At 40.1% G+C, this 19287-nt stretch carries 18 protein-coding genes; 9 read left to right on the top strand and 9 right to left on the bottom strand.

Features of this window, described 5'->3' with window-relative positions:
* Window positions 1–40: 40 nt before the first annotated feature.
* The 5 genes from P4V41_RS11490 to qoxD all read left to right on the top strand — a co-directional run bounded on the left by P4V41_RS11490 (window position 41) and on the right by qoxD (window position 5807).
* Window positions 41–1393: an L-cystine transporter gene (locus P4V41_RS11490; protein ID WP_328085114.1), complete on the top strand. Its 1353-nt coding sequence runs from the start codon at window positions 41–43 to the stop codon at window positions 1391–1393.
* Window positions 1394–1802: 409 nt separating this feature from the next.
* The gene (gene qoxA, locus P4V41_RS11485; protein ID WP_419181307.1) at window positions 1803–2783 is read left to right on the top strand and encodes a cytochrome aa3 quinol oxidase subunit II; all 981 of its coding nucleotides are present in this window, start codon (window positions 1803–1805) and stop codon (window positions 2781–2783) included.
* Window positions 2784–2801: 18 nt separating this feature from the next.
* Window positions 2802–4742 (top strand): cytochrome aa3 quinol oxidase subunit I, encoded by a 1941-nt coding sequence (gene qoxB, locus P4V41_RS11480; RefSeq protein ID WP_328085019.1) that lies wholly within the window; start codon window positions 2802–2804, stop codon window positions 4740–4742.
* A gap of 14 nt (window positions 4743–4756) precedes the next feature.
* The gene (qoxC, locus tag P4V41_RS11475; protein ID WP_144704062.1) at window positions 4757–5377 is read left to right on the top strand and encodes a cytochrome aa3 quinol oxidase subunit III; all 621 of its coding nucleotides are present in this window, start codon (window positions 4757–4759) and stop codon (window positions 5375–5377) included.
* Window positions 5370–5807, top strand: coding sequence for a cytochrome aa3 quinol oxidase subunit IV (gene qoxD, locus P4V41_RS11470; protein ID WP_328085018.1), 438 nt, complete (start codon window positions 5370–5372; stop codon window positions 5805–5807). The genes qoxC and qoxD overlap by 8 nt, the downstream gene beginning before the upstream one ends.
* Window positions 5808–6016: 209 nt before the next feature.
* Here qoxD and P4V41_RS11465 read toward each other — a convergent pair whose 3' ends face one another.
* The 7 genes from P4V41_RS11465 to pdxK all read right to left on the bottom strand — a co-directional run bounded on the left by P4V41_RS11465 (window position 6017) and on the right by pdxK (window position 12767).
* A complete protein-coding gene (locus P4V41_RS11465) occupies window positions 6017–6979 on the bottom strand; it encodes a nuclease-related domain-containing protein (protein WP_328085017.1) in 963 nt (320 codons plus the stop codon).
* Window positions 6980–7091: 112 nt separating this feature from the next.
* Window positions 7092–8363 (bottom strand): glutamate-5-semialdehyde dehydrogenase, encoded by a 1272-nt coding sequence (locus P4V41_RS11460; protein WP_328085016.1) that lies wholly within the window; start codon window positions 8361–8363, stop codon window positions 7092–7094.
* A 63-nt stretch (window positions 8364–8426) separates the two neighbouring features.
* Entirely contained in the window at window positions 8427–9560 is a 1134-nt protein-coding gene (proB, locus tag P4V41_RS11455) for a glutamate 5-kinase (RefSeq protein WP_198771305.1), read from the bottom strand.
* A gap of 290 nt (window positions 9561–9850) precedes the next feature.
* Window positions 9851–10126, bottom strand: coding sequence for a spore morphogenesis/germination protein YwcE (locus P4V41_RS11450; RefSeq protein WP_066243203.1), 276 nt, complete (start codon window positions 10124–10126; stop codon window positions 9851–9853).
* 202 nt (window positions 10127–10328) lie between these two features.
* Window positions 10329–10973 (bottom strand): bacillithiol biosynthesis deacetylase BshB2, encoded by a 645-nt coding sequence (gene bshB2 / locus P4V41_RS11445; RefSeq protein WP_328085015.1) that lies wholly within the window; start codon window positions 10971–10973, stop codon window positions 10329–10331.
* Between the two features lie 14 nt (window positions 10974–10987).
* Window positions 10988–11338 carry a YojF family protein gene (locus P4V41_RS11440; RefSeq protein WP_328085014.1) on the bottom strand — a complete coding sequence of 117 codons (351 nt, stop codon included), beginning with the start codon at window positions 11336–11338 and terminating at the stop codon, window positions 10988–10990.
* Between the two features lie 616 nt (window positions 11339–11954).
* Window positions 11955–12767 carry a pyridoxine/pyridoxal/pyridoxamine kinase gene (gene pdxK, locus P4V41_RS11435; RefSeq protein ID WP_328085013.1) on the bottom strand — a complete coding sequence of 271 codons (813 nt, stop codon included), beginning with the start codon at window positions 12765–12767 and terminating at the stop codon, window positions 11955–11957.
* Between the two features lie 296 nt (window positions 12768–13063).
* Between pdxK and treP the strand changes: the two genes are divergently transcribed.
* From treP to treR, 3 genes are all read left to right on the top strand, one after another.
* A complete protein-coding gene (gene treP, locus P4V41_RS11430) occupies window positions 13064–14467 on the top strand; it encodes a PTS system trehalose-specific EIIBC component (RefSeq protein WP_328085012.1) in 1404 nt (467 codons plus the stop codon).
* Between the two features lie 82 nt (window positions 14468–14549).
* Window positions 14550–16235: an alpha,alpha-phosphotrehalase gene (gene treC, locus P4V41_RS11425; protein WP_328085011.1), complete on the top strand. Its 1686-nt coding sequence runs from the start codon at window positions 14550–14552 to the stop codon at window positions 16233–16235.
* A 26-nt stretch (window positions 16236–16261) separates the two neighbouring features.
* Complete coding sequence (gene treR / locus P4V41_RS11420; protein ID WP_328085010.1) at window positions 16262–16978, top strand: trehalose operon repressor; 717 nt, start codon at window positions 16262–16264, stop codon at window positions 16976–16978.
* A 69-nt stretch (window positions 16979–17047) separates the two neighbouring features.
* On the opposite strand, the gene P4V41_RS11415 is transcribed toward treR, so the two are convergent.
* Together P4V41_RS11415 and P4V41_RS11410 are read right to left on the bottom strand one after the other, a co-directional pair.
* The gene (locus tag P4V41_RS11415) at window positions 17048–17215 is read right to left on the bottom strand and encodes a hypothetical protein (RefSeq protein WP_328085009.1); all 168 of its coding nucleotides are present in this window, start codon (window positions 17213–17215) and stop codon (window positions 17048–17050) included.
* A gap of 44 nt (window positions 17216–17259) precedes the next feature.
* Window positions 17260–17730 (bottom strand): NUDIX domain-containing protein, encoded by a 471-nt coding sequence (locus tag P4V41_RS11410; protein WP_328085008.1) that lies wholly within the window; start codon window positions 17728–17730, stop codon window positions 17260–17262.
* A gap of 154 nt (window positions 17731–17884) precedes the next feature.
* Here P4V41_RS11410 and nhaC point away from each other — a divergent pair, with 154 nt between their 5' ends.
* Entirely contained in the window at window positions 17885–19285 is a 1401-nt protein-coding gene (gene nhaC, locus P4V41_RS11405) for a Na+/H+ antiporter NhaC (RefSeq protein WP_328085007.1), read from the top strand.
* Window positions 19286–19287: the final 2 nt, after the last annotated feature.

Here is a 19287-nt window from a genome sequence, read left to right as displayed (position 1 = left end):
GTAGGTGACTACTGGTTTAGTTTTATCGAATATTGCTATTATGCTTATACTATTGGGTGTTTTGTATTACATGCAAAAAAAGCACGTTTCATTCTCTAAGCGTGTTTTTACGGGTCTCGGTCTAGGGATTTTGTTCGGACTCGGACTTCAGTACGGATATGGAGCGGACTCTGAGGTTGCTGCTAAATCGACTGACTGGTTCAATCTAGTCGGCGGTGGTTATGTAACTTTCCTCAAAATGATCGTCGTACCACTCGTATTTATTTCCATTCTTTCAGCGTTTACGCGTCTGAACTTAAAAGGAAACATCGGAAAACTTAGTGGATTAATCATCGGAATCTTAATAGGTACGACTGCAATTGCCGCGGTTGTCGGAATTGCAACTTCTACTGTTTTTGATCTCGAAGCGGTACAGATTGAGCAAGGAGATGCAGAAACGGCTCGTGGTGAACAGATGGAAGGGACGTTTGCTGAGGTAAAAGATTTGACACTTCCGCAACAGGTTCTTTCATTTTTACCAGCTAATCCATTCTTAGATTTTACAGGAGCTCGTCCGACTTCGACGATTGCTGTCGTTATCTTTGCAGCCTTCCTGGGCGTGGCTTATCTTGGAGTCAAACGCAAGCAAGAGGAGCATGCAGAGCTTTTTGCTAAGATTGTTGACGCCTTTTATGCGGTTATCATGCGAGTAGTAACGTTGATTCTTCGTCTAACTCCGTATGGGGTTCTCGCGCTAATGACCAAAACAGTTGCTCTAAGCGATATGGATGCAATTGCAAAACTAGGTAAGTTCGTAATTGCTTCATACGTAGCTTTGCTAATTATGTTCGGAATTCACTTATTACTATTAACATTTGCAGGTTTAAACCCGATTACTTATATGAAAAAATCTTTCCCGGTACTATCCTTTGCTTTCACTTCTCGTACGAGTGCAGGAGCACTTCCGTTAAATATTCGTACGCAAAAGAGCATGGGTGTACCTGACGGAATTGCAAACTTCTCAGGTTCATTCGGTCTTTCGATCGGACAAAACGGATGTGCAGGAATCTATCCAGCGATGCTAGCCGTTATGATCGCTCCAACAGTCGGAATCGATCCGTTGTCTCCATCGTTCTTGTTGACACTAGTAGTAGTTGTAGCACTAAGTTCGTTCGGTGTAGCGGGTGTTGGTGGTGGAGCTACGTTCGCAGCAATACTTGTACTTTCCGCAATGGATCTTCCAATTGCTCTAGCAGGTTTGTTAATCTCTGTTGAGCCATTGATCGACATGGGTCGTACTGCTGTTAACGTAAGTGGTGCCATGACATCAGGACTGTTAACTAGTAAGGTTCAAAATCAGCTTGATACAAATGTTTATAATGATACTGAAAATCAAGTTGAAGTAAGTGCTTAAGTATTTAAGAAATCACGATCTTGTCCTAAAAAGACAAGGTCGTTTTTTATTTGTAAAATTTACATAGGCAGGTGTATGTTGGCTGGATTTAGGGTAAAAAGTAAAAACTGAACTTTTAAAAAGCTCAAGAGTCTTTACCAATGAAAGAAGTCTCTTCCAAAATCGTGAACATTCTATGTCAAAACTGTGATAAAGTTGTGAGCTTTATTTGAAGTAATCGTGACATTTGTTGTGGATAGAGTCACATTTATTAGGATTCTGGTACTATGAAAGCAAAGGTTTTTGTCATTTAAATTTTTGCCTATGTTTTACATTGTGATTTAATTCACAATGCTCTATAATCACTCTTGGTTCGTTTTTTATTAGGCAAAAGTAAATGCTTGTAAATAGAGAAAGGAAGGTGGACCTGGTGATGCGACGGTTGAAGCCGTTTTTTACATTCGGGTTATTGATGGCCGTATTTATGCTTAGCGGCTGCAGCGATATGATTGTTTTAGATCCAAAAGGACCTGTAGGAGCTGAACAGAGGGATCTGATCATGTATTCCATCTGGTTTATGTTATTTATCCTACTAGTTGTTTACGCACTTACTGCTTTTATTGTTTATAAATATCGTGATCGCAAAAACCACAAAGGCTATGATCCTGATAATGAAGGAAGTCATCTTCTTGAAACGATTTGGTGGATCATTCCTATCATTATCGTTATTGCATTATCGATTCCAACGGTTAAGAGTATCTATTCTCTTGAAGGACCTCCTGAAGAATCGAAAGATCAAAAGCCATTGGTGATTCATGCAACATCTGTAAACTGGAAATGGGTATTCTCTTATCCAGAGCAAGATATTGAAACAGTTAACTATCTTCACATTCCTGAAGATCGACCTGTTTTGTTCAAGCTGACTTCAGCTGATTCAATGGCATCGTTCTGGGTACCTCAGTTAGGTGGTCAGAAATATGCGATGGCAGGCATGGAGACAGAGCTTTATCTGCAAGCTGACGAGCAAGGGACGTATGAAGGACGTAACTCCAACTTTACAGGAGAAGGATTTACAAATCATACGTTTGATGTGATGGCTATGTCTGATGCAGAGTTTGAAAAATGGGCGAGTGAAACGAAAGCTCATGCTCCTGAACTTTCCAAGGGGCAATATGACAAGCTGATGCTTCCTGGTCACGTAAAAGAAATGACTTTCTCTTCCACTCACTTAGATTGGGTAGACCATGCTACAAATGCTGAGTACGCGCTAGATGCTCGTGAACGTTTAGGTTATGAAGAGAAAATTCCTCACTCAAGAGCAGCGAAGGAAGAAAAGAAAAAGCGTGAAGAAGAGATGAAGAAGCTAGAAGAATCAGAATCAGAGTCTCATGGGGATTCTCATGCCCATTAACAGAGGAGGCATTTCAATATGAAATGGGATGAATTTTTCGTAACAGGCGACCCGATGATATATGGTGCTGACGTATCCATCGTACTAACGATGGTGGGTATCCTGTTCTATCTTACTAAATATAATAAGTGGAAATGGTTGTGGGACGAATGGCTTACAACTGTTGACCATAAAAAACTTGGTATCATGTATATCGTTTCCGCTGTATTAATGCTGTTCCGCGGTGGGGTAGATGCCCTCTTAATGCGTACACAGCTAGCGGTTCCAGAGGCTAAGTTCCTCGATTCACAGCACTATAACGAAATCTTTACAACGCACGGTACGATCATGATCATCTTCATGGCGATGCCGTTCTTGATTGGTTTAATTAACGTCGTTGTTCCATTACAAATCGGAGCACGTGACGTAGCTTATCCTTATTTAAACGCAGTTAGTTTCTGGACGTTCTTTATTGGTGCGATGTTGTTCAACATCTCATTCGTAATTGGTGGTTCTCCATCAGCAGGCTGGACGAGTTACATGCCGCTTGCGAGTAACGAGCTTAGTCCAGGACCTGGACAGAACTATTATCTGCTCGGGCTACAGATAGCAGGTATTGGTACGCTCTTAACGGGTATTAACTTCTTAGTGACGATCCTTAAGATGCGTGCACCGGGAATGACATTGTTCCGTATGCCGATGTTTACTTGGTCATCACTTGTAACAATGGTTATCATTATTTTCGCTTTCCCAATCCTTACTGTTGCACTAGCACTTATGACATTTGACCGTTTATTCGGCAGCCATTTCTTCACTCTGCAAGGAGCAGGAATGGATATGCTATGGGCGAACCTTTTCTGGCTATGGGGTCACCCAGAGGTATATATCGTAATTCTACCGGCATTCGGTATGTTCTCAGAGATCATCTCTACGTTCTCTAGAAAAACGCTATTTGGTTACAAAGCCATGATCTGGTCTATGCTTTTAATCGCAGGATACAGTTTCTTGGTATGGGTCCATCACTTCTTTACGATGGGTTCTGGAGCACTTGTTAACTCTGTATTCTCGATCACAACGATGGCAATCGGTATTCCAACCGGTGTTAAGATCTTTAACTGGTTGTTTACGATGTACAGAGGTAAGATTCAATTTACAACGCCGATGCTTTGGTCACTCGGATTTATCGTGAACTTCGTAATCGGTGGGGTTACGGGTGTCATGTTAGCCATGGCAGCTGCTGACTATCAGTACCACAACACATACTTCCTAGTATCTCACTTCCACTATGTGTTGATCGCAGGTACAGTATTTGCTTGTTTCGCTGGTTTGATCTACTGGTATCCGAAGATGTTTGGTTACAAACTGAACGAACGTATCGGTAAATGGGTATTCTGGGTATTCACAATCGGATTTAACGTATGTTTCTTCCCACAATACTTCCTTGGTCTAGATGGTATGCCTCGTCGTGTTTACACGTACAGTGAAGAGTCTGGCTGGGGTCCATTGAACATGGTATCTACGATCGGTGGATTCATGATGGGAATCGCGTTCTTAATCCTTGTTTACAACATGTACTACAGCTTCCGTTATGCGAAGCGTGAAACAACTGGAGATGCTTGGGATGGCCGTACTTTAGAATGGTCTACTCCTACAGCAATGCCTCCATTCTATAACTTTGCTAAAATTCCAGAGGTAACAGGTCTTGATCACTTCTGGAGACAGAAGCAAGCTGGAAAAGTTGAGAAGCTAAAAGCTGAAGATATTAAACCGATTCATATGCCAAGTAACTCTGGTGTTCCTTTCATCATGGCATCCTTCTTCTTTGTTGCCGGATTCGGAATGGTATTCGACTGGATGTGGATGGCGATCGCTGGAATAATCGGTGTGTTTGGAACATTGTTCTATCGTTCATTCGAGTATGATGATGGTTATTATGTAAGTGTTGAAGAAGTAATCGAAACAGAAAAGATTTCTAAATAAGGAGGCGTGAAAAAATGGCACATGCAGAAACACACGACCCCAACACGCCTTTAGAGTATCGTTCGGAGACTGGGCGTTTAAATATTCTCGGTTTCTGGATTTTCCTCGGGGCAGAAATTGCGTTGTTCGCAACATTATTTGCAACTTATATGGTTTTAGAACATCGTATCGCTGATGGTCCATCACCTGGTGAGCTATTTGAAGTAAAGAGTTTGTTGATCCAAACTTTCTTGCTCTTAACAAGTAGTTTTACCTGTGGACTTGCGGTTCATGAGATGCGCCGTCAAAATGTAAAAGGTTTGATCACGTGGATGGCCATCACTTTGGGTCTTGGTCTTGGATTCCTTTACTTTGAGATTGAAGAGTTCTTACACTTCATTCATGAAGGTGCGAACATTGGTACAAGTGCAGCATGGTCAGGGTTCTTCGTTCTTGTCGGTACTCACGGTGCCCACGTAACGTTCGGTATCTTCTGGGTAACGATGGTCTTGATCCAAGTAGCGAAACGCGGTTTAACGCCAGCTACATCTGCAAAAGTTTTCATCACCAGTCTATACTGGCATTTCTTAGACGTAGTGTGGATCTTTATCTTCACAGCCGTTTATCTGATGGGGATGGTGATGCATAATGGCTAGTAAAACTGCAGCTAATGAACACCACGGCTTTCCGTGGAAACATTTAATCGGTTTTGTGTTATCCATCGTGCTAACATTATTCGCACTATGGATTGCGCTTGAAACAGATCTTTCTATGACTTGGATTTTAATTATCATTTTCGGTTTTGCGTTCCTACAAGCTGCTCTTCAGCTCTTGATGTTCATGCACGTAACCGAGAACTCGACTAAGAGTAACCTAACGAGCCGTGTACAGATCGGTAACATCCTATTTGCAGCATTCGTTGCGATCGTTATCGTCATCGGTTCTGTTTGGGTAATGACAGCAGGTCACGCGAAGCACGATAAGCACCAGCACGCACCGAACACTGAGAATCATGAAGATCACGGTGATCATGGCGGCGGAAGTGAACATGATTCTGGTGATCACGGTGATCATGGGAGTCATTAATAAGAATTAGTATGTTAAAGCCTCTTGCTAAGGGATTGATCTTTTAGCAAGAGGTTTTTTGTGTTTATTGGCTCTTGCACGTGTTTGTATTAAGTAAATTGTCGATTTGTGAGCGATTTGAGAAGTTTGTGAGCGATTCGAGAAGTTTATGAGCGATTCGAGAAGTTTATGAGCGATTTAAAAAGTTTGTCATCGACTCATGAATAATCTCAATACGGATCAGGTAGTGTGTAAACTCTCCCTTTCTTTCCACCAGTATGAGGTAAGTTCATTTCATTAAGTAGTCGCTTCCCTGTATGTCTGGATGAAAGACACAGAAACTCACATAATTTTTTATTAGTGATGTTTTTCCCAAACAAAAGTACATAATCAGAAAGTGAAGAAAGGTGAAGGTCTTTACTTTTATTCAAACATTTAGGACAAAGCCAAACAGCTTTTTTTCGCACCACAGGCAAATAAAAACACTCCGTACAATAAACACCCTTGATAATATCTTTGTCTTCAATACCATACCTTTTTAAAAGATCAGGGTTTTCAGGGACATGATGTCGTACAAGCATATTGGAGAGTTTAGTGACTTCTTTTATCGTCAGCTTCTCGTCCGTATACATCTTATCAATCACTTTAATTTTCTCCTGCAAATAGGGACTATGGGTAATATATTGAAGCACATCTTTATTTGAGGGAGGGGCTTTAATAATGGTCCTTGGATTGCTCATCACAACCAGAGACCGAACGGGAATAGGAGGTATACGGTTCTTTGTCATCCATTCGATTAAATGTGACTGTTGTCGCTTTACTTGAAAAATAGGATTTTTAAAAGCTTCTTCCGTTCCATCATCTTTAACGCGGATGACTTGATTAAGGTGGTCAAAAATTAGTGTTCCGGTAATGTACTTCACTTCGAGGTTCAAAAGATAACGAGGGGAAAGAAGCAGGGTGTCGATCTGAAAATAACTTTCGTGCGCTGTAAGCCTAAGGTCATGCACAACAGAAAAGTCTCGAAAAGGCTTTAAAAAGTAGTCATTTGATTGCTCACCGAAATGTCCGGCTAACCTGCCGCTTAATTCATCTTCCATGGTAAAATATTTGGGATGATGCTTAATAACTCGTCGTTGCATAACTTCAAGCTTTCTTATCCTTATAGATTTACTGCGATCTTTAACTAACATAGATGACCTCCTTTTCTAATCAAATTCTCTTACCAATATAACTTCACCTTCTTTGTGTCTACAAAAAATCGACAAAAAAAACAGCCCCCAAAAGGGACTGCTTTCAAAAAAATTACCTAACCTGACCGTCACCTGTCATACGATACTTGATTGTCGTAAGTGCTGGCAGACCCATTGGACCGCGAGCATGTAATTTTTGGGTAGAAATGCCGATCTCAGCTCCGAATCCAAGCGCTGACCCATCAGTGAAGCGAGTAGATGCGTTATGGTAAACGGCAGCTGCGTCAACACTGTTTAAGAAAGCAACGGCATTCTCTGCATTTTCCGTCACGACCGCTTCTGAATGCTTTGTGCCATATCGTTCAATATGAGCGACTGCTTCTTCGACAGAGCTAACTACTTTCACTGCTACAGCCAAGCTTAGATACTCTTCCGCCCAATCCTTTTCATTGGCTGGTATCACATCTGGCAAGAACTCTGCTGCTTTTTCGTCTCCATGCACTTCAATACCGTGCTTTTCAAATAGAGCTGTAACTTGTTCCGCATGCTCATTGAGCCACGCTTCATGAAAAATAAACGTTTCTGCGGCATTACATACAGCTGGACGATCTGTTTTTGCGTTCTCCATGATGTTAATAGCTTTACTAACATCAGCAAACTGATCGATATAGATGTGACAGTTGCCGACACCTGTCTCTAAGACAGGAACCGTAGCATTCTCGACAACCGTTTTAATCAGATTACCGCCACCACGAGGAATCAAGACATCAATATGCTCCTTCATCGTAAACAATTGACCCGCCGCTTCGCGATCTGTAGAAGCAATAAATTGAACAGCATCTTCTGAAATTTTTGTTGTTCCCAACGCTTTATGAATAACAGATACAATCGCTGAGTTCGAATGAATAGCGTTCGATCCACCTTTTAGCACGATGGCGTTTCCTGATTTTAAAGCAAGTCCTGTTGCGTCAACAGTTACATTCGGTCGTGCTTCGTAAATCATGCCGATTACACCAAGGGGTACACGAACTTGTTCTACGTTCAATCCGTTATCCAGCGTCCAGTCAGACAAGATTTCACCTACAGGATCCTCTAACTCAACTACCTCCCGTAGGCCGTTTGCAAACTCTTTAACGCGGTGTTCTGTTAAACGTAAACGATCCATCAAAGCTTCAGAGAAATCATTGTTCTCACCATTGACTAGATCCTTTTTGTTTTGTTCTAAAATAAAGTTTGTTTCTCTTTCTAACGTGTCTGCAATAATCAATAAAGCTTCGTTTTTTTCTTTTTCACTAAGCAGTGCAAGCTTTTTTGAAGCTTTCTGTGCTAACTTTGCTTGGTCTTTCACATGAACATTTTTGGTCGTACTATTAAAAGTACTCATCCAACGCCTCCCTGTTATTTAAAAAACACACATTCTTATATCAACTTTTCGTTACTTCTTATATTAGTGAATAGGTACTGCCAGACGAGTGTGGCAGACTAGATCGTTGTTATTAATGGCTTCTTCAGGTCCGACATCAGCTAGCTCGTCTCGAGAGATACCTTTAATCTTGATTAACTGCTTAGAAGAATAATTTGAAACACCAAGACCAACTTCATTTCCATCTAAATCTTTAATACGAACCACAGACCCTTTTTTAAAATGACCACTTACGTAGCGAATGCCTGTAGGATAAAGGCTTTTGAGCTCATCAATGCCTTGTTTAGCTTTATTTGAGACCACAATTTCACCTTCTGGACCAGAATGGAAAGCAATCCATTGACGCTTTGTATCCAGGTTGAATTCATTTTTACCAGGGACAAAGTATGTTCCTCTAGCTTTGCCGATGACTGCTTTGTGAATGATATCTGGTGATGTTGCATTCCCAAGGAAAGATGAAATGCCAGATGCCATCGCAATTTTAACTGCATCGATCTTTGAACGCATGCCGCCTGTACCCACTGCACTTCCGGGTTCTCCTGCAGATTCCTCAATTTCTGGTGTGATTTCACTAACTTTTGTTAGGAGTTTTGCATCAGGATTTTTTCGAGGATCATCCGTGTACAGGCCATCGATATCAGAGAGAATGATGAGCTGATCGGCATCCACAAGTCCTGCTACTTTAGCAGAAAGTGTGTCGTTGTCACCGAACTTAAGTCTCTCTACTGTAACTGTGTCATTTTCATTTACGATTGGTATGATTCCGCGATCTAAAAGAACGTTAATCGTATTTCGAGCGTTATGATAACGGTCACGGTCGGAAAAGTCGCTTCTCGTAATTAAGATCTGTGAAGCGGTATAACCGTGAGAGATAAAACGTTCAGAGTAAGATTCCATCAACAAACCTTGTCCTATTGATGCAGCCGCTTGTTTTTCGGCTAGGGAAGTCGGACGGTTCAAACAACCTAAACGTCTATACCCTGCGGCAACTGCGCCGGAAGATACGAGCAACACCTCGTGTCCTTCATCTTTCAATTTCACGACCTCATCAACAAGTCGCTCTAATTTATGTCTACTAATATCACCAAGTCTACTCGTTAAAGAACTAGATCCAATTTTAATAACAATTCGTTTGTTTTTTGATTCATTTAAAATCATATCTGTTAAAAATCACTCCTGTTTTGTAAGTTATATCAACTAGTTTTCCGGTCAAAATTTCAACGGTAACGAGTATAACATGGTAAGATTTAAACACAACAGGTATTGATGAGATAGTGTAGAAAACAAGCAAAAAGTGAAGAAAACAGAAGAAAAAGGGGATATATAGGTCATAGGAGATGAGGGAATGTGAGACCGGGATATGGAAGAGTATATCAGGATATTTGAATGAGAAAAAATACCATAAAATGCAAAAACCCCTCTAATAAAAGAGGGGATTATAGTTTAGATTAATATTTTGCTTTTTCCATCTTGCGCTTCGCCAAATATGGACGACCCCATACGATGTATGCTGCATAATGAGCAAAAACGACATTTGCGATAAATACGGTGATGAAGAAACTGTGTACGAATAAGCTTAAGCTATCATTAGCCATGAATAACACAACGTAAGTCCATAAAAGGGCGATGAACGGCGTTTGCCATAAGGCTAACTTACGACTATCATTCCATAAGAATAGTGGTGTGGCAGTCGCTACAAATAAGTAAACCATAAAAACATCCATTACAAATCAACCCCTTGAAGTATTGTTTACGCTTACAATTTTGACGAATTAGCGTCTAAATTGTGAACGATTTGTTACAATTAGTATACCACAATATTAGGAAAATGCTACATGGATTTGTGCATTTTTTTGAAAATTCAAGTATTTGCGCATAAAAAAACCCGCATCCTAGTTTGGATTACGGGTTATTTTATAGTTGTTTCTATAATGGGTAACGCCAAAATCTTTCATTCTTTACCCAAGCGAGCATAGCTGGATCTTTATCAACGCTATCAACAAGCCATTGTGTTTGAGAGCGATGTGCTTTGATGCAATTCATTTTTTCTTCAAAAACATCCGAGATATCAGTTACAACATGTGGTGCTCCAAGATCGGCCTCAGAATTTTTTGCGAAAGCGACACATAATAGTTCCGGGCGATCCATCTCAGGCATGCTTTCCACCGCACGAACTACCGCTCTTGCTGTAGCTTCATGGTCAGGATGTACGCTATATCCTGGATAAAAAGTGATAAGGCGAGTAGGCTTTACCTCATCAATTACAGCTAAGAATTGATCAGCTAAAAATTTCTCATCTTCGAACTCTACTGTTTTGTCGCGTAATCCAAATTGCCGCAGATCTTGAATGCCTATTGCGTCACAAGCGTCTTTTAGCTCTTTTTGACGAATAAGTGGAAGCGATTCGCGTGTAGCGAATGGCGGGTTTCCCATATTCCTACCCATCTGGCCGAGCGTTAAGCAAATATAAGTAACGGGTAGACCTTTTTTTGTATGTTGAGCAATCGTTCCAGACACCCCGAATGCTTCATCATCTGGGTGGGGAAAGATCACGAGTAAATGATCATCCATAAAATATAACCTCCTTATACGTCAAATGGGGAAGAACTAAGTTGAAGAGCTACAGCAAGTCTACCTTCAGCATCGTGACCTGCCATAAGTAATCTTCCTTCAGAATCAAATTCCCAATGTGTTAACCCCTCTGCATAAATCCATCCTAGCTCAATTTTTAAGCCAACACGGTATGGACCGCTCCCCATGATCTTTCCTGATAAAGGTGTGACTTTACCATTTCGGATATATGCGTTAACGGTTAGAACACTCTCGTTATTATGATTGGCATATGCGCCATTGGTTGTTTCTAAATGTAAATAAAGATCTTTTCCAATAAGCTGATCCAGTGTTTCCTGGACCTCGTTAGTCTGTATGAGCTGCATATCTTCACACTCCAGTGCAGAATAGATGTACTTATTATAATTCAAAACTCAAAATAACGTGTATGATATGCCTGTGTTTTATTTACTCTCTGTTGTATGAAAGTAGTTGATTTCCGCTCCAGGTGGCTTCGCTTTCCGCGGGGCGTACGTTGAGCCTCCTCGACGCTTTGCGTCCTTAGGAGTCTCAACTGTCCCGCTGCTCCCGCAGGAGTCTTGCCATCTTCCTTTCCAATCAACTAGTCATTGAAGACGTTTAGGATTCAAAGTAGAATAACAAAGATTTTTTTTGCAAACTTTATTTCGCTTTTTTCTGCGCTTTGCCTCCTGCGAGAAGTGTCTCATGGGATAAGCAGTTATCTCCTTAATAAAAACGCTTTTCTAAAAGATTGTTGCTTTCAAATGTTGTCTTCTATGATTTGTTGATTGAAGTGTAAGATGCGAGATTCCTGCAGGACAGGCGGGCAGGTGAGACACTTAAAAGTGAAACGTACAAATGTGGCTCACCGCCTGCCCTGCGGAAAGCGAGCACCTGGAACGGAAATCAACCACTTTCAAAAGCATCAAGTTTGTGAATCATAAAAAAGAGACTAATCAACAGGATCAGTCTCTCCATAAATTATTTGTTTAATTTATCACGGTAAGCGCCGTGCCATGTTGGTCCTACATATTGGTTTAATTCAAAACCTGCTGCGATTGCTTCTGTAATGAAATCTTTTGCTGTTAAGATAGCTTCTCGGACTGGCTTTCCTTTAGCAAGTTCTGCTGTAATCGCGGCTGAGAATGTGCATCCTGCGCCATGCGTCCACGTTGTTTCAATTCTTTCAGATTCTAAAACTTCAAATTCTTGTCCATCATAAAGGACATCAACTGCATTTTCATGTTCTAATTTAGCGCCGCCTTTAACGATTACATATTTAGCTCCATTAGATTGAATTTTATGAGCCGCTTCCATCATCTGTTCAACTGTTGTGATCGGTTCCATACCAGCAAGTTGTGCAGCTTCAAATAGGTTTGGCGTTACAACCGTCGCTTTAGGTACCAAAACATTTTGTAATGTACTAGCGAGTTCAGGGTGAAGAGGTTCTGCACCTTTACAAACCATAACAGGGTCTACTACCACGTTTTGAAGATTGTGTTTTTCAATCAGATCTGCAGTAATCTCGATAGCTTCAATTGAAGCTAGCATGCCTGTTTTAAGCGCATCAACACCGATTCCGGAGACAACTGTTTCTAATTGTGCTTTAAAAAGATCGCTTGGAAGCAAGAATACTTCATGAAACCATTCACGATGTGGGTCTTGTGCAACCACAACATTAAGAGCAGTCATTCCGTATACGCCTAGCTCTTGAAAGGTTTTTAAATCAGCTTGAATACCAGCTCCACCGCTTGTATCTGATCCTGCAATCGTAAGTGCTTTTTTAGGTGACATCATAAAATCTCCTTTATTCTCGTTTCTCTATATGTAACAGATTATAGCAAAAAATAAGGAGAAAAGAAAAAGTAGCTCACAACGGTAAATTCCACCAAGTAATCGAAGTGATTGACATATTTGTATATACAGGTTAAATTGTTTTTGTAAGATGTATATACAAGTTTTGATTTTTATGAAAACGCTTAGACATATTAAAGAAGTAAACAAGTTTTCATTGAATGTTAATTAAGGGTATAGAGTAATATCGCTTTTTTTAACAAATGAAATGGAAACGGTTTCTAGGAGGGAACAGAATGAGCAAAATACGCGAATCAGCTGAACAAATCGTCGAAGCTCTCGGTGGTAAAGAAAATATATCAGCAGCTACTCACTGCGTAACGCGCCTTCGTCTTGCTCTTAAAGATGAAGGAAAAGTAGATGAGAAAGCTCTGGAGAACATTGATCTCGTAAAAGGTTCTTTTTCAACAAACGGTCAATATCAAGTCGTGATTGGGCAAGGAACGGTCGACAAAGTGTACAACGAGTTCATTGATATTACAGGTACAGGGCGCGCGTCAAAAGAAGACATCAAGGATGAAGCGAGTAAAAAGCTTAATCCACTTCAACGAGCGATAAAAGCGTTAGCAGACATTTTTATCCCAATTCTTCCTGCAATCGTAACGGCAGGTCTATTGATGGGGATCAACAATATTCTGACTGGTCCGGGTATTTTTTATGATAAGAAATCATTCATTGATGTTCACCAGAACTGGGCTGATCTTGCTGGAATGATTAACTTGATCGCGAATACTGCTTTCGTGTTCTTACCTGGTCTGATCGGTTGGTCAGCCGTTAAAAAGTTTGGCGGAAGTCCTTTACTCGGTATCGTTCTTGGATTGATGCTTGTCCATCCAGACCTTTTGAACGCATGGGATTACGGGAAGACAAAGGATATTCCAACATGGAACTTATTTGGTCTGCCAATTGAAAAAGTGGGTTATCAAGGTCAAGTGTTACCCGTTCTAATCGCGTCTTACTTCTTAGCGAAAATCGAACTTTTCTTGAAAAAACGTATTCCTGATGCTTTGCAACTATTATTGGTAGCTCCAATCACATTACTAGTAACAGGATTTTTAGCATTTATCGTTATCGGACCGATCACGTTCACGATTGGTAATAGCGTTACAGACTTTTTCGTATCAATCTTTGATAACTTTGCATGGTTAGGCGGCTTGATCTATGGTGGGTTCTACTCATTACTTGTTGTTACGGGTATGCACCATACGTTCTTAGCAGTGGACTTACAGCTAATTTCTAACACAGGTGGTACTTTTCTCTGGCCAATGCTTGCACTATCCAATATTGCACAAGGATCAGCTGCGCTTGCGATGTTTGTAGCAACACGAGATGAAAAGCTTAAAGGACTTGCTGGAACTTCAGCATTATCTGCATACCTTGGAATCACTGAACCAGCGATGTTCGGAGTGAACTTACGCTTCCGTTATCCGTTCATTTTTGCGATGATTGGTTCTGCAATCGCTGGAATCGTAATTACAGTTGCGGGTGTTCGTGCGTCATCCATTGGCGTTGGCGGTATACCAGGATTCCTTTCAATTCTGCCAGGAAGCTGGGGATCATTCTTTATCGGTATGGGAATCGCACTTGTCGTACCGTTTGTATTAACGTACCTTTATGCAAAAGTAAAAAAATCTAAGTAAGACAATTAAACAAAAACGACCGGGATAGCAACATTTTATTTCCGGTTGTTTTCATTACTAAAACATATATGGCGGTGAAAGTATGAAGAAAGAACCATGGTGGAAACGATCTGTTGTTTATCAGATCTATCCAAAGAGCTTTAACGATACGACAGGAAACGGAACAGGAGATATCGACGGAATCATAGAGAAATTAGATTATCTAAAAGATTTAGGAGTAGATGTATTATGGCTAACTCCGATCTACGACTCGCCTCAACGAGACAACGGATATGACATCCGGGACTATTATAAAATCTTTGAAGATTACGGAACGATGGAGGATTTTGATCGTCTTCTTCAAGAGGCTCACCAAAGAGATTTGAAAATCATTATGGATATCGTAGTAAACCATACAAGTACAGAGCATGAATGGTTTCAACAATCACGCTCATCAAAAGACAACCCTTATCGTGACTTTTATATTTGGAAAGATTCCGTCGAAGGTGAAGAGCCATCTAATTGGATCTCAAAATTTGGTGGATCGGCATGGAAGTTTGATGAGGAAACCGGGCAATACTATCTCCACTTATTTGATGTGACACAAGCGGACCTGAACTGGGAAAACATAGAAGTTCGTCAAAGAGTTTATGAGATGATGAACTATTGGTTTGCAAAAGGGGTAGATGGCTTCCGTTTAGATGTGATTAACCTGATTTCAAAAAATCAAGATTTCCCTAACGATGATGGCTCTATAGCGCCAGGAGACGGACGGAAATTCTACACAGATGGACCGCGCGTGCATGAATTTATGCAAGAGATGAACAAGGAAGTGTTCTCAAAATACGATGTGCTCACAGTAGGTGAGATGTCATCTACAACGATAGATAACTGCGTCAAGTATACGAATCCTGACCGAAACGAATTAAGTATGACATTCAATTTCCATCATTTAAAAGTTGATTATCCAAATGGTGAGAAATGGAGTATCGCTGATTTTGATTTTCTTAAATTAAAGGAAATTCTTTCAACATGGCAAGTTGAGATGCATAGGGGTGGGGGTTGGAACGCTTTATTCTGGTGCAACCACGACCAGCCACGAATCGTATCACGTTACGGTGATGACGGTGAATACCGTGTACAATCCGCAAAAATGCTTGCGACTACGATTCATATGATGCAAGGGACACCTTATATTTATCAAGGTGAAGAGTTTGGGATGACAAACCCTAAATTCACAAAGGTTGATCAATACCGTGATGTAGAGTCGTTAAATATGTTCAATCTATTAAAAGAAAATTATACCGAAGAGGAAGTTCTAGAAATTCTAAAGCATAAATCACGTGATAATTCTCGTACGCCTGTTCAATGGAATGATAGCGAAAATGCTGGCTTTACGACAGGGGAACCCTGGATACCGGTTGCGTCTAACTTTAAAGAAATTAATGCCGAGGCAGCGATAAAAGATGAAAAATCTATTTTTTATCATTACCAAAAGCTCAATAAACTAAGAAAAGAACTAGATGTAATAACATACAGTGACTATCAATTAATCCTTGAAGATCATCCTGATATTTTCGCATATGTTCGTAACGCAGACAATGGTGATAAACTGCTTGTCGTAAACAACTTCTATGGTAATAGCACAGATTTTGAGTTGCCAAAATCCATTGATCTTACAGGTCTATCTGCGGAAGTGTTGATCAGTAACTATGAGGGAACACCTACAGATCTATCTTCATTTTCATTAAGACCGTATGAATCTATCGTTTTTCACTTGAAAAAATAATGCTACACTAAATATGGTGAATAATGATGAGAAAAAATAAATTTCAAGAGATCTATCAAGAAATATCTACTCAAATTCAAGATGGTGTCTTAAAAGCCAATAATCAGCTTCCATCCGAGCACGATTTAGCTGACCAATACGAAACATCGAGGGAAACGGTCAGGAAGGCACTAAACCTCCTATCCCAAAATGGCTTTATACAAAAAATCCGTGGTAAAGGATCGATTGTTCTAGAGACAAACAAGTTTAGCTTCCCTGTTTCGGGCTTGGTAAGTTTTCAAGAGTTATCAGAGTCCATGGGGAAAAACAGTGTAACGTCAGTTCATGAGTTTGGTTTGATCGAGCCTGATGAGTTTCTACAGCAGCAGCTTCAAACAGAGCCTGAAGAGCTAACATGGAAAGTCATTCGATCACGACAACTTGATGGAGAGACCATCATTTTGGACAAGGATTACTTTTTAAAAAAATACGTACCAAAGCTCACGAAAGAAATTGCTGAACGGTCCATCTACGCTTATTTAGAGAATGAGTTGGGACTGAAGATCAGTTTTGCAAAAAAGGAAATTGTCGTTGTAGATTGTACAGAAGAAGACAAGAAATTGTTGGATCTCGGTACTTTCGAACATATTGTCGTTGTAAAAAACTATGTGTACTTGGAAGATGCGAGCCTCTTTCAATACACTGAATCTCGCCATCGTCTAGATCGTTTTCGATTTGTGGATTTTGCGAGGCGGGGAAGATAATTAATAGAAAACAGCAAAGTCACACAGAAAACCGCAGAGGAATTACTATCCTTAGCGGTTTTTATGTGACTATAATCCATTAGGACCATCACCACTATTCCAATGACTACCAACTTCACCTTTTCTTACACTAGGATCAACGCTACTAATATGTTTATCATTTCTTTTCTTTCTTCTGTAATCTATGATAAATGCTAATGTTAAAATCCCTATGATGAATAGTAGTAACCACCACAAAGTGATTTCCCCCTTTTATTAAAAAATGATTTCAGCTCAGAATTTTAATTAATATCGCCAACATAAGTAGGTCCTTTGTATTTGGAAAAGCTCATATCCTGAATCAAAGGAATGATATCACGGGGGTAATAATTATACTCTGAGAGCTGATCGATCGAAAGCCACTTGATGTCTAATTGACTAGAATCTGGAGAAAGCGGCTGAAATTGTTTTGGGACATTCTCTAAGAAAGCTTCAAATATATGCTCTACAATATGTATTCCGTCCTCCTCTTTTTGATTCACAATGTGATTTTTGCTAATGAATTCCCGAACCCACAACAATGGACCAACTTCTACTTTTACACCAAGTTCTTCTAAGCATTCTCGAATCACAGCGTCTGATAAAGATTCATTAAAATCCTGTCCACCACCTGGTATAACATATTTCGCTTCATATTCGTTTCCTTTTTTTATTGTTAAAACATGTTGATCATGAATGATTAATGCTTTCACTGAACTTCTAATTCTATTCATACAGCCCTCCATAAATATGTCTTCTTTAATTTACCATGTTTGTAATGTTGACAGCTTCTGTAAAGTTCGTTAGTATTATAACAGTTACCAACACGCTTCAACGCGTAAAAGCGTTTAAGTAAATAAGTGTAAGAAGATGAACGGAGAGATTTTCATGAAAAAACAAATGAAGTTACCGGTGGCTCTTGGATTATTTACAATGATTTTTGCTGTGATGTTCACGAGTCTCGTGTATATAAAAGTTGAACCACATATACCTTTATTAGCCTGCTTGATTTTATTGGGAGCAGTAGGCGTTGTCTTCGGCGCACCATGGAAGACAATAGAAAAAGGAATATTGAACGGAATCATAGCCGGATTGCAGCCGATCATGATTCTTTTAACAGTAGGACTTGTTATTGCAAGTTGGATGTTAAGTGGAACAGTTCCTACATTATTATTTTACGGAATGGATATCATTCAGCCTGAGTGGTTTGCAGTAAGTGCACTCATCATTACAGTTATTGTTTCTTCTTTTACAGGGAGTTCATTTACAACTGTTGGTACGGTTGGTGTAGCATTAATGGGTATCAGTCACGTGCTTGGTGTGAACCCAGCATTAGCTGCTGGAGCTATTGTCTCTGGAGCATGTTTCGGAGACAAGATGTCACCACTGTCTGACTCAACAAACTTTGCACCAGGAGTCGTTGGCGTAAATATGTTTGATCATATTCGACACATGATGTGGACAACGGTTCCGGCATTCATTCTGACTGCTATTGCCTTTTTCGTACTTGGTGGTAGTGGAGGCAATGCGAATCTTCAAGAGATCAAAGAGATTCAATCCGTGCTTTCGAGTGAATTTCCAATCCATCTGTTAACTTTGATATCACCAGTCGTTGTATTGGTTTTGGCATTCCGTAAATTGCCTATCATTCCTATTCTTTTAGCTGGAGTAACGGTGTCAATCATCGTTGGATTCTTCTTAGTACCAGACCTGACGCTACAAAAAGTGATCAATGTTATGCAGAATGGTTTACAAACACAGACAGGTAATGAAACAGTAGATACCATCGTAAATAAAGGTGGATTAATGTCTATGATGTGGTCGATTTCACTTGTACTAATTGCATTAGGACTAGGTGGAGTCATCCAAGCGTTAGGAATGTTTGAGCTATTGTTTGGAGCTGTGAAAAACACAACTCAAAAAGCAAGCAAGTTAATCGCGACTACCCTAGCTTCTTCAGTAGGAATCAATTTGCTTGCAGGAGAAATGTATCTTTCCATCCTGTTACCAGGTCAGGCTTTAAAGGATGCATATATTAAATCAGGAGTTCCGTTAAAAAACTTATCTAGAACGGTAGAAGATGGTGGAACACTTGTGAACCCGCTCGTTCCTTGGAGCGTGAGTGGTGCATTCTTTGCATCAACTCTAGGAGTCTCGGTTATCGATTATATTCCATATGCTTTATTTTTATGGCTGTCTCCAATGTTCACATTATTACTTGCTTATACAGGTTGGAGTATCGGGCAAAAAAAAACTGATCAATTAGATAAGAATCATACAGCAGCATAACA

It is taken from the genome of Fictibacillus nanhaiensis (assembly GCF_036213205.1).
Taxonomy (GTDB): domain Bacteria; phylum Bacillota; class Bacilli; order Bacillales; family Fictibacillaceae; genus Fictibacillus; species Fictibacillus nanhaiensis_E.
This window is presented reverse-complemented; position numbering and strand designations above follow the sequence as displayed.

Coding starts and splice junctions, on each gene's coding strand:
- P4V41_RS11465 (WP_328085017.1), bottom strand. CDS start 6,979: ATGTTAGTTAAAGATCGCAGTAAATCTATAAGGATAAGAAAGCTTGAA.
- P4V41_RS11460 (WP_328085016.1), bottom strand. CDS start 8,363: ATGAGTACTTTTAATAGTACGACCAAAAATGTTCATGTGAAAGACCAA.
- P4V41_RS11450 (WP_066243203.1), bottom strand. CDS start 10,126: ATGGATGTTTTTATGGTTTACTTATTTGTAGCGACTGCCACACCACTA.
- P4V41_RS11440 (WP_328085014.1), bottom strand. CDS start 11,338: ATGCAGCTCATACAGACTAACGAGGTCCAGGAAACACTGGATCAGCTT.
- qoxB (WP_328085019.1), top strand. CDS start 2,802: ATGAAATGGGATGAATTTTTCGTAACAGGCGACCCGATGATATATGGT.
- qoxC (WP_144704062.1), top strand. CDS start 4,757: ATGGCACATGCAGAAACACACGACCCCAACACGCCTTTAGAGTATCGT.
- treC (WP_328085011.1), top strand. CDS start 14,550: ATGAAGAAAGAACCATGGTGGAAACGATCTGTTGTTTATCAGATCTAT.
- qoxD (WP_328085018.1), top strand. CDS start 5,370: ATGGCTAGTAAAACTGCAGCTAATGAACACCACGGCTTTCCGTGGAAA.
- pdxK (WP_328085013.1), bottom strand. CDS start 12,767: ATGTCACCTAAAAAAGCACTTACGATTGCAGGATCAGATACAAGCGGT.
- treP (WP_328085012.1), top strand. CDS start 13,064: ATGAGCAAAATACGCGAATCAGCTGAACAAATCGTCGAAGCTCTCGGT.
- bshB2 (WP_328085015.1), bottom strand. CDS start 10,973: ATGGATGATCATTTACTCGTGATCTTTCCCCACCCAGATGATGAAGCA.
- treR (WP_328085010.1), top strand. CDS start 16,262: ATGAGAAAAAATAAATTTCAAGAGATCTATCAAGAAATATCTACTCAA.
- P4V41_RS11490 (WP_328085114.1), top strand. CDS start 41: ATGCTTATACTATTGGGTGTTTTGTATTACATGCAAAAAAAGCACGTT.
- P4V41_RS11410 (WP_328085008.1), bottom strand. CDS start 17,730: ATGAATAGAATTAGAAGTTCAGTGAAAGCATTAATCATTCATGATCAA.
- nhaC (WP_328085007.1), top strand. CDS start 17,885: ATGAAAAAACAAATGAAGTTACCGGTGGCTCTTGGATTATTTACAATG.
- proB (WP_198771305.1), bottom strand. CDS start 9,560: ATGATTTTAAATGAATCAAAAAACAAACGAATTGTTATTAAAATTGGA.